General features: G+C 67.6%; 17 protein-coding genes. 6 read left to right on the top strand and 11 right to left on the bottom strand.

What is annotated here, in order from left to right; translation table 11 throughout:
• Positions 1-7: 7 nt before the first annotated feature.
• The 4 genes from AB0L57_RS27305 to AB0L57_RS27290 all read right to left on the bottom strand — a co-directional run bounded on the left by AB0L57_RS27305 (position 8) and on the right by AB0L57_RS27290 (position 3677).
• Positions 8-640, bottom strand: coding sequence for a maleylpyruvate isomerase family mycothiol-dependent enzyme (locus tag AB0L57_RS27305; protein ID WP_364967872.1), 633 nt, complete (start codon positions 638-640; stop codon positions 8-10).
• A complete protein-coding gene (locus tag AB0L57_RS27300; RefSeq protein ID WP_364967869.1) occupies positions 637-1467 on the bottom strand; it encodes a fumarylacetoacetate hydrolase family protein in 831 nt (276 codons plus the stop codon). Before AB0L57_RS27300 ends, AB0L57_RS27305 begins: the two co-directional genes overlap by 4 nt.
• Positions 1464-2621, bottom strand: a complete 1158-nt coding sequence (locus AB0L57_RS27295; RefSeq protein ID WP_364967866.1) for a cupin domain-containing protein — start codon at positions 2619-2621, stop codon at positions 1464-1466. The genes AB0L57_RS27300 and AB0L57_RS27295 overlap by 4 nt, the downstream gene beginning before the upstream one ends.
• A 105-nt stretch (positions 2622-2726) precedes the next feature.
• Positions 2727-3677, bottom strand: a complete 951-nt coding sequence (locus AB0L57_RS27290) for an SMP-30/gluconolactonase/LRE family protein (RefSeq protein WP_364967863.1) — start codon at positions 3675-3677, stop codon at positions 2727-2729.
• Between the two features lie 341 nt (positions 3678-4018).
• Here AB0L57_RS27290 and AB0L57_RS27285 point away from each other — a divergent pair, with 341 nt between their 5' ends.
• Positions 4019-5062, top strand: a complete 1044-nt coding sequence (locus AB0L57_RS27285) for a YdcF family protein (protein WP_364967860.1) — start codon at positions 4019-4021, stop codon at positions 5060-5062.
• A 186-nt stretch (positions 5063-5248) separates the two neighbouring features.
• On the opposite strand, the gene AB0L57_RS27280 is transcribed toward AB0L57_RS27285, so the two are convergent.
• Positions 5249-5770 (bottom strand): hypothetical protein, encoded by a 522-nt coding sequence (locus AB0L57_RS27280; protein ID WP_364967857.1) that lies wholly within the window; start codon positions 5768-5770, stop codon positions 5249-5251.
• 252 nt (positions 5771-6022) lie between these two features.
• Here AB0L57_RS27280 and AB0L57_RS27275 point away from each other — a divergent pair, with 252 nt between their 5' ends.
• Positions 6023-6505: an adenosine-specific kinase gene (locus AB0L57_RS27275; RefSeq protein WP_364968049.1), complete on the top strand. Its 483-nt coding sequence runs from the start codon at positions 6023-6025 to the stop codon at positions 6503-6505.
• 238 nt (positions 6506-6743) lie between these two features.
• Positions 6744-8108 (top strand): GAF domain-containing protein, encoded by a 1365-nt coding sequence (locus AB0L57_RS27270; protein WP_364967854.1) that lies wholly within the window; start codon positions 6744-6746, stop codon positions 8106-8108.
• A gap of 34 nt (positions 8109-8142) precedes the next feature.
• Here the strand turns inward: AB0L57_RS27270 and AB0L57_RS27265 are convergent, their stop codons facing one another.
• Together AB0L57_RS27265 and AB0L57_RS27260 are read right to left on the bottom strand one after the other, a co-directional pair.
• Positions 8143-8637, bottom strand: coding sequence for a sigma 54 modulation/S30EA ribosomal C-terminal domain-containing protein (locus AB0L57_RS27265; protein ID WP_364967851.1), 495 nt, complete (start codon positions 8635-8637; stop codon positions 8143-8145).
• 265 nt (positions 8638-8902) lie between these two features.
• Positions 8903-9322 carry a hypothetical protein gene (locus AB0L57_RS27260; RefSeq protein WP_364967848.1) on the bottom strand — a complete coding sequence of 140 codons (420 nt, stop codon included), beginning with the start codon at positions 9320-9322 and terminating at the stop codon, positions 8903-8905.
• A 257-nt stretch (positions 9323-9579) separates the two neighbouring features.
• Here AB0L57_RS27260 and AB0L57_RS27255 point away from each other — a divergent pair, with 257 nt between their 5' ends.
• Positions 9580-10464 carry a universal stress protein gene (locus tag AB0L57_RS27255; RefSeq protein ID WP_364967845.1) on the top strand — a complete coding sequence of 295 codons (885 nt, stop codon included), beginning with the start codon at positions 9580-9582 and terminating at the stop codon, positions 10462-10464.
• Between the two features lie 31 nt (positions 10465-10495).
• Here AB0L57_RS27255 and AB0L57_RS27250 read toward each other — a convergent pair whose 3' ends face one another.
• The 4 genes from AB0L57_RS27250 to AB0L57_RS27235 form a co-directional block, all read right to left on the bottom strand.
• The gene (locus tag AB0L57_RS27250; protein ID WP_364967841.1) at positions 10496-11110 is read right to left on the bottom strand and encodes a helix-turn-helix domain-containing protein; all 615 of its coding nucleotides are present in this window, start codon (positions 11108-11110) and stop codon (positions 10496-10498) included.
• A gap of 303 nt (positions 11111-11413) precedes the next feature.
• A complete protein-coding gene (locus AB0L57_RS27245) occupies positions 11414-12649 on the bottom strand; it encodes a cytochrome P450 (protein ID WP_364967838.1) in 1236 nt (411 codons plus the stop codon).
• Positions 12646-12879, bottom strand: a complete 234-nt coding sequence (locus tag AB0L57_RS27240; RefSeq protein WP_364967835.1) for a ferredoxin — start codon at positions 12877-12879, stop codon at positions 12646-12648. Before AB0L57_RS27240 ends, AB0L57_RS27245 begins: the two co-directional genes overlap by 4 nt.
• Position 12880: 1 nt before the next feature.
• Entirely contained in the window at positions 12881-13747 is an 867-nt protein-coding gene (locus AB0L57_RS27235; RefSeq protein WP_364967833.1) for an SDR family oxidoreductase, read from the bottom strand.
• Between the two features lie 306 nt (positions 13748-14053).
• Between AB0L57_RS27235 and AB0L57_RS27230 the strand changes: the two genes are divergently transcribed.
• Positions 14054-14455 (top strand): hypothetical protein, encoded by a 402-nt coding sequence (locus tag AB0L57_RS27230; RefSeq protein ID WP_364967830.1) that lies wholly within the window; start codon positions 14054-14056, stop codon positions 14453-14455.
• A gap of 284 nt (positions 14456-14739) precedes the next feature.
• Positions 14740-15501 (top strand): 3-hydroxyacyl-CoA dehydrogenase, encoded by a 762-nt coding sequence (locus AB0L57_RS27225; RefSeq protein ID WP_364967827.1) that lies wholly within the window; start codon positions 14740-14742, stop codon positions 15499-15501.
• Positions 15502-15545 lie beyond the last annotated feature (44 nt).

Raw genomic sequence — 15545 nt, 5'->3', positions numbered from 1 at the left:
GCCTCCTCTAGAGCCAGGGGCCGAGGGCTGTGGCCTCGGCGAGGGAATGGGGGCGTCCGGCGAGGTAGGCGGCCACCTCGGGCAGCGGCCCGTCGGGAACATCCGCGAGTGCGAGGCCGCGCTTGGCCCGGATGTCGGCGATCAGCGCGGACAGGAACTCCACCGGCAGGTCGGCGAATGTCGCCCCCGTGCCGAGATCCACGGCGTGCACACAGACCTCGCGCGCCCGGAGCCACGGGATCTCCGTGGCGGGCACGGTCCGGCCCTGCGCGGTGACGACCTCGGTCTGCCATCCCGCGGTGGTCAGCGCGTGCATCGAGGTGGTGAGGGTGGCGGCCGCATCGGTGAGCCAGGTCCTCAGCTCGTGTGCCGGACGCCCGGCGCCGGTCTCGATGTCGGTGTCGCGCTGCCCCATCGAGGAATACATGGGAGTCTGCTCGCCCGTGCGTGCCCAGTGGACGAGATTGCCGAGCGCGTCGGCATTGGCGGCAACATGCGCCACGAGATGCTTGCGGGTCCAGCCGGGCAGGATGCTCGGCGCCGACATGGACTGCTCGTCGAGGGTCGCGACCTGCCCGGTGAGCAGGTGCGTGCCGTACTCGGCCCAGGTCAGGGAATCGGCGAGACCGCGCGTCGTCACGACTGCCGCACGACCAGGTTGGTGCACGCACCCAGCCCGGCGATCCTCGTGACCACGGTTTCGCCGCCGGTCAGGTAGATCTTCGGGTCCCGGGCGTGACCGACGCCGGCGGGAGTGCCGGTGGCGATCAGATCCCCCGGGTTGAGGCGGATGACGGTGGAGATGTACTGCACCAGACGCACGGGATCGAACAGCAGTGTGCCGGTGTCGTCGTGCTGCATCACGGTGTCGTCGACGATCGTCTCGACCGCCAGTGCGGGCCGGACGCCGCCGACCTCGTCGGGGGTCACCACGTAGGGGCCGACCGGGGTGACCGAATCCCAGATCTTGCCCTGGGTCCACTCGATGGTGCGGAACTGCCAGTCCCGCATCGACACGTCGTTCATGACGGTGAAGCCCGCGATGGCCGCGGCGGCTTCGTCCTCGCTCGCGCGGCGCACCGGCTTGCCGACGACCACCACCAGTTCGACCTCCCAATCCAGGGCATCGGTCTCGGCCGGCTTGCGGATCGCATCGTTCGGGCCGATGAGGCTGTCGGCGAACTTCGGGAACAGGGTCGGGTAGCGGGGCAGCTCGCGGCCCATCTCCTTGATGTGGTCGGTGTAGTTGTGCCCGACGCAGATGACCTTGGACGGGTGCGGCACGACCGGGGCGAGGTCGGCGCCTTCGGCCGGCCAGGACCGACCGGTGGCCGCGGCGGCGATGGCGGCCCAATCGTCCTGGGCGAACAGGACACCGAGGTCGTCGTAGCCGAGGTCGACCAGGGTGTCGCCGTCGAGGCGGACGGCGCGGGTGCCGTTGTCGACGCGGAGGGTGGCGAGCTTCATCGGATGGTCTCCTGACGATCGAGCCGGAGCGCCTCGAAGATGGGCGCGTCCGAGAAACGGAAGAGGTCGAGGGCGCCGGAGTCGGAGTCGGTGCGGCCGGCTTCGGACTTGGCGCAGAAGGGTTCCCACGATGGGACGACGAACAGATCGCCGCGGGTGACCGACCAGGTCCGGTCGCCGACGGTCACCGTGCCGGAACCATCGAACACCTGGTAGACCGATGACCCGGTCTCGCGAACGGGTGCGGTCTGTGTGCCGCGGGCGATGCGGTGGAACTCGGCACGGATGGTCGGCAGCACATCGGTGCCGTCGTGCGGGTTGGCGAAACGGACGGCCGCGTGGCCGGGCTCGACGGTGCCGCCGTAGCCCTCCTGCTCCAGCTGCAGCTGATCGTCGAGCGCGGCGTCGGTGTGCTCCCACTTGTAGGCCAGCAGCGGCGAGCCGGGCGCCACGGTGCCGACCGACAGCGGCCGCAGGCCGGGGTGGCCCCACAGACGTTCGGAGCGTGAGCGTTCCGGTGTGATCCGCTCGTCGTCGGCGAGCGCGTCGCGGCCGAACTGGAAGAACTGCGATTCGACGACGTACTGGAACGGGATGTCGAGCCCGTCGATCCAGGCCATCGGCTCCGAGGTCGCATTGTGGTGGGCGTGCCAGTTCCAGCCTGCCTGCGGCAGGAAATCACCGCGGCGCATCGGGACGGCGTCGCCGACCGCCTGGTCACCGGAACCGCCGACCACGGTCCACACGCCCGACCCCTCGACCACGAAGCGGAAGGCGTGCTGGGTGTGCCGGTGCTCGGGAGCGTCTTCGCCGGGCATCAGGTACTGGATCGCCGCCCACAGCGTCGGGGTGGCGAACGGCCGCCCGCCCAGTGCGGGATTGGCCAGCGCGATGGCGCGGCGCTCGCCGCCGCGCCCCACCGGAACGATGTCTCCGGCCTTCTCGGCCAGGCGTAGCAGGTTCTCCCAGCGCCACCGGTGCGCGACCGCGCGCGAACGCGGATGTGCCGGCATCAGATCGCCGATCTCGGTCCACAGCGGAACCAGCAGCTCCTGCTCGAAACCGCGATAGAGCTCCTCGAGCGCGGGAGTCACGTCCGGCTGGCCCGGCGCCGCGACCGCCCGCAAGCGGACTGGGGTGTCAGTCGTGGTCATGCCACCTACAGTGACGCGCGACCGAGCATCAGAACATGAAATTCTGGAGAGCGGAATCAGGGGATCGGCCTGCAGCCGAAGAACCCGTTATCCCGTCCGCACGGGTCAGGGAGTCGCGGTACGCGCGTTCGGATCGAACCCGCCGGGAATCTCGTAGACCACACCGGTGAACGTCGCCGCGAACAACCGGCCCGCCGAGAATCCGCCGGTGCCACGGCCGTAGGTGACGACGCTGGTGAGCGGGCTGCCGGTACCGAGCTCACAGAATTGGCCCGGGGCATCGATCCGGACGATCCGGCCCGAGGGATTGAAGGGGACCACCGGGCGATTCTGCGAGTCCAGCGTCAGGCCGTCCGGCGCCGCCGTCGCGTCGGCACCGGTCAGATCCAGCAGCGACTGGGGAGCCGAGGGGTTTGCGACGGGAATCCGGCTCACCCCCGGGTTGGTGAATGTGCGTGAGACATACAGGTATTCGTCGCCGGCGCCGAGTACGGCGCCGTTGGCGCTGGGCAACCGCGCCCAATCCGCTTGCACGCGACCGTCCGGAGCCACGCGGCCGATGAGATTGCCGAAGTCGTTGGTCGCGTACGCGGTACCGTCCGCGGCGACGTCCATACCATTGGCCGCACTGAGGCCGGCCGCGTAGGGCAGCACCGCGCCGGTGTCCGGGTCGATTTTCACGATCCCGGCCTGACGAGCGGTGTCACCGATGACCACCCGGGGGTCCGCGCCGTAGCCGACGAGGAGTTTGTCGTCGGGCGTCCAGGCGAGCGCTCCGGCACCGCCGCTGGGCACGGTCGCGATGGGTACCGCCGCGGCGCCGGGCGCATCGATGCGGAATACGCGCCCGGTGACGATATCGGTGGTGTAGGCCCGGCCGCGAGAGTCCACGGTGAGCCCTTCGAGCGCGCCGGGTACCGATCCGGCCTGCACCGTCGGCTGGCCCGCGCCGGGGCAGATCCCCGCGGCGGCAGCCGCTTTCGGCGCGCCGACGGCGGTCACGGTGATGAATGCCAGCGCCGCGACTGCGGCGGCAACTCGGCTGGAGCCCGTCATGGTGGACACCTCACTGCATCGGATGGGTGGGTGAGCTGGATGTCGTGCCGGCCGCCGGGACGGTCATCCGAAGACTAGACGGCGTTGCCGGGACCCGTGGCCGAACACGCGCGGGCGCGTCGCGCGTGCCCGGCCACGGCCTCGGCGACCTCGAGGCCGCGCCGGCTCGGCGGCGGCGTTGTCGCCCCCGCTGTCGGCACATCGCGCCGGCCGGTTGTTTCCGCGGCGCCGGAACGGGAAAGCGTGGATACGTCGGCCGGTCGCCGCGGATCCCTCGCCGCACCGACGGCGTCGTACTTCGGCGAGAAGGCCCGACAGTGGCCGGAAGGAGTCGTGGGTAGATGCAGACGGTGGCGTACGTGTCGATCGGCGGGCTTTCGGTGGCCGCGGGGGTGGTCCTGGCATTCGCCGGCGCGCTACGGGTGGCGCGGGAACCGCGCCGGCTCTCGTCGGCCTTCGTCTTACTGGCCGCGCTCACGCTGCTGGGCAGCGGAAGTGCGACGGTGATCGTCCGGCTGTCGCGGGACACGCCCTCACAACTCGGGCTGATCGCCGTGCTGGCCGTTCCGCCGACCGTGGTCGGTATCGCGTTGCTGGTCAACGGGATAGCGCTGATATCCCGGGAGGGATTCGCGGCGATCACCGCGTTGCCGGTCGCCTTCGGCCTCGGTCTGGTCGGGTTGGTGGCGGCGGCCGTGACGGCCGCGAGCGGTCCGGCTGTTCCGAGTTGGGCCACCCAGCTGACGGTGCTGGCCACCGCCGCGGGGGTCTACTTCGTGGCGCATCTGATCGCGTTCGGCGGCTACGCACTGTTCTACGGCAGTCTGGCGGCGCGCCCCGAAGCCGATGCCGTCGTGATCCTGGGATGCGGCCTGAACCGCCGGTCGGTCACCCCGTTGCTGGCCGCACGGCTCGACCGCGGCGTCGACGCCTACCGCACGGCGGTGCGGTCCGGGCGCCATCCTGTCCTGGTCACCTGCGGCGGGCAGGGGCCCGACGAGGCGACGACCGAAGCCGATGCCATGGCTCGCTATCTGATCGGCCGCGGCGTGGCCGGACACGCCATCGTCCGAGAACGGCACTCGCGCAACACCGCCGAGAACCTGCGTAATTGCCTGGAGGAACTGAACCGGCGCGGAATTGCTCCCGAAGATCTGCGAATCACTGTGGTGACCAGTAACTTTCACGTCCTGCGCACGGCCGCGCTGACTCGGCGCCTCGATATCGATGCCCAGGTCCTGGGAGCTCGCACCGCCGCCTATTTCCTGCCCGCCGCTTTTCTCCGGGAGTTCGTCGCCGTGCTGGCGACGCACTACCGCCGCAGCCACATCACCGTCGCCGTCTCGCTGTTGATCGTGCTGCTTGCCGTCATCGCCCTGCCGTGACAGTCACCGGCGGAGACTCGGCGCACCCGTCCGGTGGCCGAATCGGCAAGATTCTTCGAACAGCAAACTATTGGCAAATCAATTCGGGTGGTGCGGGCGGATGGGCGGGAGCCCGGAGTCGGTGAACTCCGGGCTCCCGGGTGACCGTGCGGTGTCCCCGGTGCCGGGGTGTCACCGCGGCACCGTTCAGTTCGGCTGCATCTGACGGACCTGCTGCCGCATCTGGTGCATCTGCAGCTCCCACTGCATGGCGCGATCCTGCGCCCGGGTGGCCTGATCGTCGGCTTGCTGCGCCAGCTGGGCCGCCTGCTCGGCCTGATCCTGGGCCGCCTGCGAACGCTGGTTGGCCTGGTTGCACTCGCCCTGCGCCTGCTGCGCCTGGTTCTGTGCCCGGTCTGCCTCGCTTTGCGCCTGTTGTGCCTGGTTCTGGGCCTGCATCGCCTGCTGGCGAGCCTGCTGGGCCTGCTGGTTGGCCTGGTTGGCCTCGTTCTGCGCGGACTGGGCCTGATGGGCCACCTGCCGCGATTGCTGCTGCGCTTGCCGAGCGAGGTTCTGTGCCTGCTGGGCATACTGGCGAGCGCCCTGCGCTTCCTGCCGCAATTCGTCCAGACCCGACCGCATGGCATCCAGACCCGACCGCAGGCCGTCCATGCTCTGGGGGTCCCGCACGCCGTTCCGGGTTGCCGTAGCAGTGCTGTCTTGCGCCATCTGAGCTTCCTTTCAGTGGTGTGAATGGAACTCGAGTGAATGGAGCAAACGGTGAAGCGGAAGCAATTCTTGCATACCGGAGAGGTCATGGCTACAGCTGGGCAAACATTCGCAAATGCAGCGTTCACGCCGCTGAAATGGAACGATTCCCGGTCGGTGATGGGTGCCCGAGGCGGGCCGGAACCCGGAGGTGCCGGATGTGGGGACCAATGGCTCTGCCCGTGCCGCACCGCTCGGGCGGACGATGGGGCGATGGAACTGACTGCGGTGCGCATCGACAAACCCGATGAGCTCGATGTCATCATCGGCCAGTCTCATTTCATCAAGACCGTGGAGGATCTCCACGAAGCCCTCGTCGGCACCGGTCCCCATCTGAAGTTCGGCCTGGCCTTCTGTGAAGCCTCCGGTCCCCGGCTGGTGCGCCACTCGGGCAATGACGATGAACTCGTGGCGCTGGCCACCGAGAACGCGCAGTCGATCGGAGCGGGGCACTCGTTCATCGTGTTTCTGCGCGAGGGGTATCCGGTGAACGTTCTCAACGCCATCCGCCGAGTACCGGAGGTGTGCGGAATCTTCTGTGCGACAGCCAATCCGGTGGAAGTGCTCATCGCCGGGACCGAGCTCGGGCGGGGAATCGTCGGCGTCGTGGACGGGCCGGCGCCGCTCGGGGTGGAAAGCGCCGAAGATCAACTCGATCGCAAACGCCTGCTGCGCGCCATCGGCTACAAGTTGTGAGGTCGATTCGGCCGGATCGCGCCGAGTGATCGCGAGGGGGACGGGTGGCCGATGCGTGGCGCTGCCCGTCGGTGCCGGTGCCGGATGCGGAATTCAACGGACGCCATTACCCGAAATTCGACTATGCTAAACCTCATCCTTCAAAAGCTTGGGCCGATCCATTTCGGACGGCTCGTTCGGCTAGGGGGACGATATTGTGCAGGTCGGAGGATCGCCAGAACATGATGCCGGCTCCGGTGTGACGCCGTGGCAGGCGATCGGGTCACCCGACTCGGTGCGGGACACACTGGGGCGGTTGCGGCTGCGGGAACTGCTGTCCGAGGTGCGGGATCGGATCAACCAGTTGATCGATACCCGGGACCGGATGGACGGGCTGGTCGAGGCGATGCTGTCGGTCAGTGCCGGCCTCGATCTGGACCGGACGCTGCGTGCCATCGTGCACACCGCGATCGAACTCGTCGACGCCCGCTATGGCGCACTCGGGGTCCGTGGGCCCGACGGTCAGCTCGACCAGTTCATCTACGAGGGCATCGGCGACGCCGAGCGCGCCCGCATCGGTGACCTGCCGCAAGGGCGCGGAGTTCTGGGACTGCTCATCAGTCAGCCGAAACCCCTGCGTCTGGACGATTTGGCGCAACACCCGTCGTCGGTCGGATTCCCGCCGCATCATCCGCCGATGCGGACCTTTCTCGGCGTACCGGTCCGGATCCGGGACGAGGTTTTCGGCGACCTGTACCTGACCGAAAAAGCCGGAGGGCAACCGTTCACCGCGGATGACGAGGTGATCGTGCAGGCGCTGGCCGCCGCCGCGGGAATCGCGATCGACAACGCTCACCTCTACGCGCAATCGCACGCCCGGCAGGAGTGGATCGCGGCGACGAGGGATGTGGCCACGGATTTCCTCGCCGGAACGGACGCCGAGCACGTACTTCAGGATGTTGTCGACAACGCGTGCCGGCTCACCGGCTCCCAACACGCCCTGCTGGCGGTGCCCGGGGACCCCGAAGCCGTGCCGGAGGAGGTGGCGGACCTGACGGTGAGCCACTGCGCGGGAGCGGGCCCGGACAGCCGGGGGACGTCGTTGCCGCTGAGTGGCACACCGATCGGGGCGGCAATTCTGGAACGACGGCCCGTGCCGATTCCGCGCGATCGAGTCGACCACCGCTTCGCCGCCCCCCTCTTCACCGAGCCGGGTCCGATGCTGTTCCTGCCCTTGAATGCCGGTGAGGCGATCCTCGGAGTGCTCGTCGCGGCGCGTGGCCGCGACGGCAAGACGTATTCGGCCGAGACCGTCGAGCTGGCGGGGGCCTTCGGCGACCAGGCGGCGTTCGCGATGCAGATGGCCTCTGCTCAGCAGCATGTGCGCGAGCTCGACGTACTGTCCGATCGCGATCGCATCGCTCGTGATCTGCACGACCACGTGATCCAGCGACTGTTCGAGCTCGGTCTGAACGCGCAGGGCACTCTGGCCCGATCCCGAAATCCCGACGTCCGGAATCGACTGGCCGGCCTGGTCGAGGGTCTGCAGCAGGTGATCGAGGAGATACGCACATCGATCTTCGACCTGCACCCCGACAGCGGGGACGGTGCGCGGCATCGGTGACCACCCGGACGTCGGGACCGGTCGATGTGTCGGACTATTGTCGCGAGGTCATGAATGCGTAGTGCCCGTCGTAACGGTGATACAGAACGCAGCCGCGATCGAGGGCCGGGTCGCGATAGAACAGAAACGGTGATCCGCTCAGGGCCAGTTCGGCCAGTGCCTCTTCCCGGCCGAGTTCCGGAACCGGTTTCCCGGGTGTCACCAGCGGCAGGCAGCTGGGCGCGACAGCCTGTGGTCGCGAAGCGATCTGCAGAAGCCGGTAGTCGCCGTGCGCGGTGCGATGCAGGAGACTTTCCGCGCCCGTGCCCGATTCGACGAACAACCGGAACGAATAGTCCATCATGGTCATTTCGTGCGCGGCCATGTCGCAGGTGTCGTGATCGAGATGAAATGACTTGGTGCGCACTATTGTTCGCTGTCGCGTCGGGCGCAGGTACAGGAGCGTGTCCGCCGGACGGCAGGATGCGCCGAAAGGCACCCGTCGTCCGTACAGCGCCCGGAGGCGGACCCGGGTGCGCGACTGCAACATGTCGACAGCCTCGCGTGCCGTCGCCCCGGCGGCCTGTACCCGAATAGCCCTCTCCGTTGCGATATTCGCTTGGGCGACAAAGGGATTGGCGACCGCGGAATCATGATGCGAAGCCAGTCGAACCAGTATCGACGAGACCGGAAGCTGTGCGTCTTCGACCACGCGCCGGATTCGCCGGCGTGCGTATTCCCCGAACATGCTCGGGACGTCGTCGCCGAGCCGGATGTCGACGGCGGGCATTGTCGTGGCGGGGGATTCGAGTTGATTACACGCCATCGGCATCCCGAGGAGTGCGGAGCAGGCCGGCATCGAGCAGGCGTTGCCTCGCCAGGCGCTCGCCCAATTCCGGAAGTGCTCCGCGGGGCGTTCCGGCCAGATCGTCGATGCAGCGCCGGACAACGGCGTCGATCGCACCGCGACGGACGTGGTGCCGGAATTCCTCGTCCAGCCGATCGACGACGTGATCGACCACCGATTGCTCGGTGGCCGGCCGCAGATGGCGGGCAACTTGGCCGCGCTGCCGCGCTCGAAGGTCCGCGATATCGGCGATCTTCCCGGCAGGTGGCGTGAGCGCATGCCGTTGCGGCATGGGGCGACGCGCCTGCTGTGTGGGTGCCGATTCGTGGTCGGGTGGTGGGAGTGTGTGGTCGGCGAGCGGGTTCGGCCCGAGTGGATGGACTGCCAAATCGTCTCCTCGTGCGGCGTTCGACTTTCTGCACGCCACTATCGCTCGGCATCCGCGTTGCTCACAGGGTCGAAAGTCCCGAACTGCACAGGACGGCACCGAATGGGGGATACCGTGGTGACCGACGGTGTGGCCGAGGTCCTCACCTGGGGACTTCGGTGATTTCCGCATCGGCCCGACGCCTCGCCCGCCGGATGCGGCGTGCGGTCGACTCGGGAACGATCGGATGGGCGGCCACGAATCATCGAGGAGTCGACATGACCGACCGACACCGCGAGGGGGCGGTGCTCGCCGCCGTCGACGGCTCGACCACCGGATATCGCGCCGCGGCGTGGGCCGCGGCCGAGGCGGCGTTACACGAACGCCGGTTGCACCTTGTCACCTCGACGGCGATCCCCGGCAGGCCGGAGCCGGCGATCACCGGCGACGCCATCGGCCTGCTGCATCGAGACGGCGAACGGATACTCGGCGAGGCGAGCCGGGTAGCGCGCGTGGCCGCCGGGGAACCGACGCCGCAGATCACCACCGAGGTGACCGACGAACCGATCATCGAGCATCTCATCGAGCGATCTCGTGATGTGTGGATGCTCGTCGTCGGGAGCCGGGGACTCGGCGCGATCCGGCGTGGCCTGCTGGGATCGGTGTCCGCGGCGGCGACCCAGCATGCCCACTGCGCGGTGACCGTCGTCCACAACGTCTCGGCGACCGACGCCGTGACAGCGGCATTGCCGATCCTGGTCGGCGTCGACGGCACGGAGAACAGCGTCCCTGCCCTGGAGGCCGCGTTCGACGAGGCGTCCCGGAGAAAGGTGGGCTTGGTCGCGTTGCACGCGTGGAGCGACATCAGCAGCGAGTTGCAGCTCACGGTCGAGGGGTGGGTCCGGATTCGTGAATCCGAGGACGCCCTGCTGGCGGAGAATCTGGCAGGTTTCGCCGAGCGTTATCCGGATGTGGAGGTGCGGCGCGTGCTGGTGTACCACCGTCCGGTTCGCTCGTTGCTCGACGAGGCGGAGAATGCGCAGCTCGTGGTGGTGGGCAGCCACGGCCGTGGCGGATTCGCCGGGATGCTGCTGGGCTCGACCGGTGCTGCCCTGGTGCAGTCGGCGGACTGCCCGGTCATGATCGTTCGACGCTCGCCCTAGCCACACACCACACGGGCCACACCCGCACCGCTCAGGCCGCGTCCGGCGGCAGGAATGCCGGCAACATGAAGGTCTCGAGCAGTCGGCGATGGGAGGGGTCGTCCGGATCCTCGAAGTCCAACCGGCCGACGAGGATCAGCTGGACCAGAGCGAGCCATTCGCAGGCGTCTTCGTTGCTGAGGCCGTCGCGCAATTCGCCGCGCTCGCGGGCGCGGTCGAGGATGGGACCCCACATTTCCAGTGTCAGATTGCTGGCGAGCTTGGAGGTGCCGACGACCGCGGCGGCGAGGTCCATGTGTTCGGGACTCACGATCAACCGGATGAGCGGATCCTTGCGGCCGCGATCGACCAGGAATATCAGGCCGTCGACGATCTGGTCGCGGAAATGTTCGCGCTCCAGGACATATTTGGTGCCGGTGATGAAGAGTTTTCGGGCGCGCAGCCGGATCAATTCGGCAACCAGGGTGTCCCGGTCACGGAAGTATCGGTAGATTGTCGGCCGGGATACGCCCGCGGCTTTCGCGATGTCGTCCATCGTCGTTTTACTCACGCCGAAATGCAGGAATGTCGATTGAGCGGCTTCGAGTATCTGCCCGCGTGCTTCCTCGACGTCCCCGCTCAGGACGTTGCTGTTACGTCGAGCCATTCTCTTATCCTGCCCTCCACGGATTTTCTGCAATTGTTTGCAGACTCAGCGACACCATGGACGATACTCGTAATTTGTTGTTCGTTCGACGTCGCCGGATGCGCGGTGTCGTCCTGCGCCGGGGTGGAACTCGAAAACCGTTGTGGCCGAGCGGGTCCGGAGCGGTCGCGACCAGTGCTGATCGTGCTGCGGCGCCGCGCGTCGATCCGCCCCTCGGGTGAGCACTCTCACATACCGATATCTGTCTGTTGTCGCCGCGCCCCGGGACGGGTGAGGGCCGCGGTCTGCGGCCCTCACCGGCGTTCATCTGCTCGGTGTGAACGTGATCGGCAGCCGGGCGCAGCCACGGACCTGGCTGGCGTGCATCACCGGCGGATCACCCTCCACGAGAGCGTAATCCGGTATGCGGCGGTGGATTTCCTCGAGAGCGAGCCGGAGTTCGATCCGCGCCAGATGGGAGCCGAGGCAGCGGTGCGCACCGGCACCGAAGGACAGATGACGATTGGGGCTGCGGTCGAGCTGCAACTGCTCGGGGGCGTCGAATTCCCCGGAGTCCCGGTTCGCCGAGCAGAGCATCAGGATCAGCTGATCGCCCGCCGCGATCGGCACGCCGCCCAGTTCGGTGGGCCGGGTGGCCCGGCGCCCGGGTACCACCGCGGCCTCGATGCGCAAGATCTCCTCCACCGCCGAGGGAATCAGGCTTTCGTCGGCGATGAGCTGCTCGCGCTGCTCCTTGTTGTGGGACAGATGGATGATGCTCCAGGCCAGCGAACCTTGGACCGTGTGCAGGCCGGCGATCAGCAACAGGAACAGCATCCGGTTGAGCTCTTCGTCGGTCAGCAGCCGGGTGCCGTCCTCGAGTGCGACCTCGGTATGGATGATCTGCGAGGTGACGTCGTCACCGGGATTCGCCCTGCGGTCGTCGATGACATTCTGGAAATAGGCGAGCATCTCGAAAGCCGCCGCACCGCGTGCCTGATTGGATTCCTCCTCGGTGGCGCCGGGAATTCCGGTCAGGAGAACGTCGGTGGCGTGGGTGAACTTGGGTGCGTCCGCGAGTGGCCAGTCCATCAGGGCCAGGAAGACCCGAGTCGGCAATTCGTGCGCGAAGTCGGCTATGAATTCCGATGTTCCGGTCTCGGCGAATCGATCGATGAGGTCGTTGATCACCGCCCGGATATCGTCCTCGAGTGCCTTCATTCGATTCGGGCTGAACAACGGCTGGAGCGCGAGTCGATATCCGGTGTGCTCCGGCGGATCGAGTTCCAAGGGGATGAATTTCCCGAAACCCGCGGTCGTGGTGACCAGATTGTTGGGGTGACTGGAAAAGGTCTCGGGGTCGCGCAGGACCTCGTGGATCTCCTGATACCTGGTTACGATCCAGTGTCCGCCGTGGGCGGTGGAATAGACGACCGGGCCCCGCTGCGCGAGTTCGGCGACGCGTTCCTGCACGGTGTCTTCGGGAAAAGCCAGCGATTGGTCGTAGATGTCGAAGTCGACGACCAGTTCGCTGGAGACCTCTGCGGTGGTAGTGGTCATGATGATGATTCCTCGGATAGGGGAAGGGCGCTCGTCAGCGTCAGCGCACGCTCGGGACACGCGGCGGCGGCCCGATGTGCGGCATCGAGATGTGTGTCGGGGATCGGATCGCTCACGACGACGGGGTTGCCGACGTCATCCGATTCGAGCAGGTCCGGTGCGGTCGCATAGCACAGCCCGTGGCCGGCGCAGGCTGTGCGATCGACGGCCAGGTGGTGGGGCTCGGCCATGTCACAGATCTCCGGGGGAGCCCTTGTCCTCGGCGAACCACATGCCGACGCGGGCCAGCGTGCCACCGTCGGTGGACGGCAGGACGAGACCGGACAGGTACTGCGAATCGTCGGAGGCCAGGAACAGCGCGACCTTCGCGTTGTCGAGCAGTGACGGGGGACGCTGAAGCTTGAGCGGAATCGGCGAGATCGACGGATCCCAGGGCCCGGCGACCTGTTCGTAGGACTGACCGACGACGGGGGAGCCGGGCGGCATCAGGAAGTTCGGCGACATGCCGTGGGTGGGGCAGATGGCGTTGACCCGGATCCCGTACCTGCCGAGATCCAGGCTCAGCCCGCGGACCAGGCCGTTGACGCCGGCCTTGGTGGCCGAATACATCGCGATGTTGTGGTATGCGACCAGCGAGGCCGCCGAGGAGGTGGCCAGGATGGTGCCGCCGCCGTTGTCGCGCAGATACGGCACGGCGGCCTTGGCGGAGTAGACGACACCGCTGAGATTGACGCCGAGCACATGCTGCCAGTCGGCCACGGTCAGATCCTGGAATTCGACCTCCTCGCCGCCCGCGACCGACGGCACACCGCCGCGCGAGACGACGCCCGCGTTGGCGAACATGATGTCGAGCTTGCCGAAATGCTCGACCGACGCGGCCACGGCGGAAGTCACCTGCGCCTCATCGCTCACGTCGGCGGTGACGGCGATGGCCTTACCGCCTTGCTGTTCGACGAGTTCCACTGTCCCCGCGGCGCGTTCGGGGTCGATGTCGACCACGGCGATCGATGCGCCCTCGGATGCGAACAACTGGGAACACTGACGGCCGAAGCCGGAGCCGGCTCCGGTGATGACGGCGACTTTGCCTTCGAGCTTCATGGTGGACTCCGATTTCCAGAAGGATGCTGCCGGCGCGGAAGAGGGCCGGTGCTGACCGAGGCGCGGCTGACCCGGCGCGTGGAACGCCACGCGGTCTGCCCGTCCGATGAGGAGTGGGAGTGCTGTGCCTCACATTCGAAGCTACGTCATTAGACGACTGACGTCAATCGTCATTTGTCAGTATCGTGGTCGTGGCGACAGCTCGCGAGTGGTGTAGTTTGCATTCCGGCCGGGATTCGATGCCCGGTGATGTTGTCCCGCCACCGGCTGGCCCGCAGTCGGTGGACCGTGCCATGGAGGTGATCAGTGCGCGCCGAGATGCCGCCGGCCGTGCCGCGCTGGCCGTGGTTTCCGAAACGCGCTGCCCCGCTGGCGGATTGCGCGACGGTGCCCGCCCGGCTGACGGTCGATATCGCGCATCGGATCATGCAGCAGCACGCGCACTGGTCGGGTGGATCGTGCCGGCGTCGCGCGGCGGCGCTCGAGCATCTGGTGGCACTGGGGCGGTATGTGCTCGATTCGCGCCGGTGCCGGGTGCGGGTGCAGTTCCCGGGTGCGGGTGTCACGGTGGACTATCAGTGCACCCGTGAGATCGCCGAGGAGTTCGCCGCGCGGATGCGGGCCCATCCCGATTCCATGGTCGTCATCGACGATCGGGTGCACCCGGATCTGCCACCGCTGCCGTGTGCCCGCCTGTGGTCGCCCTGACCTGAATTCGGTGCCTGTGTAGCGCGTTACCCGCTGTGGGTGCGCGCTTCGTTCGCGTTGCCGGAAAGCTTCGGTGCTGTTGCCGGTTTCGATCGGTCCGGCCCGACACCCTAAACCTAATGGCTATAGGTATAGTGCGGGAGTCGGATCGACCTCGGAGCACGTCGTGGGCGTGGTTCCGCTGGAGAGCCGTATTCATCCAACGCATCGCCGGCGGTGTGCGAGAACTCGTCGGCGAACACCTCACGGCCGTCGGGCGGTGCGGTGACGGAAAGGAACTCGATATGGACATCGGTAATGCGGTCGCGGTGGTGACCGGAGGTGCGTCGGGTCTCGGCCTGGCGACGGTGACCGAGCTGCACGGCCGGGGCGCGAAGGTGGTGATCATCGATCTGCCGTCGTCCAACGGCGCGGCGGTCGCCGAGGAATTGGGCGACGGCGTGGTGTTCGCCGCGACCGATGTGACCGATGAGGACCAGGTCTCGGCGGCGCTGGACGCGGCTCAGGAGCTGGGCGCGCTGCGGATCGCGGTGAACTGCGCCGGTATCGGTAATGCGATCAAGACGGTGGGCAAGAAGGGCGCGTTTCCGCTGGCCGACTTCGGCAGGGTGATCAACGTGAATCTGATCGGCACGTTCAACGTGATCCGGTTGGGGGCCGAGCGTATCGCGGCGGCCGAGCCGGTCGGTGCGGAACGTGGTGTCATCGTCAACACGGCGTCGGTGGCCGCGTTCGACGGCCAGATCGGCCAGGCCGCCTACTCGGCGTCCAAGGGCGGCATCGTGGGCATGACCCTGCCCATCGCCCGGGATCTGGCGAGCCTGAAGATCCGCGTGATGACCATCGCCCCCGGCCTGTTCCACACGCCACTGTTCGCGGCGCTGCCCGAGGAGGCGATCGCGTCGCTGGGTGCTCAGGTGCCGCACCCCTCGAGGCTCGGAGATCCGGCCGAATACGCGGCGCTGGCCCGCCACATCGTGGAGAACCCGATGCTCAACGGCGAGACCATCCGCCTCGACGGCGCGATCCGGATGTCCCCGCGCTGATCGCACTGCGCCGTCGCCGCGGCGACGGGCGCGAAACAGCGTGC

This window comes from Nocardia sp. NPDC052254 (assembly GCF_040679495.1).
In the GTDB taxonomy this organism is placed as follows: Bacteria; Actinomycetota; Actinomycetes; order Mycobacteriales; family Mycobacteriaceae; genus Nocardia.
The sequence above is the reverse complement of the archived record's forward strand: the minus strand, read 5'-3'. Positions and strand labels throughout refer to the sequence as shown.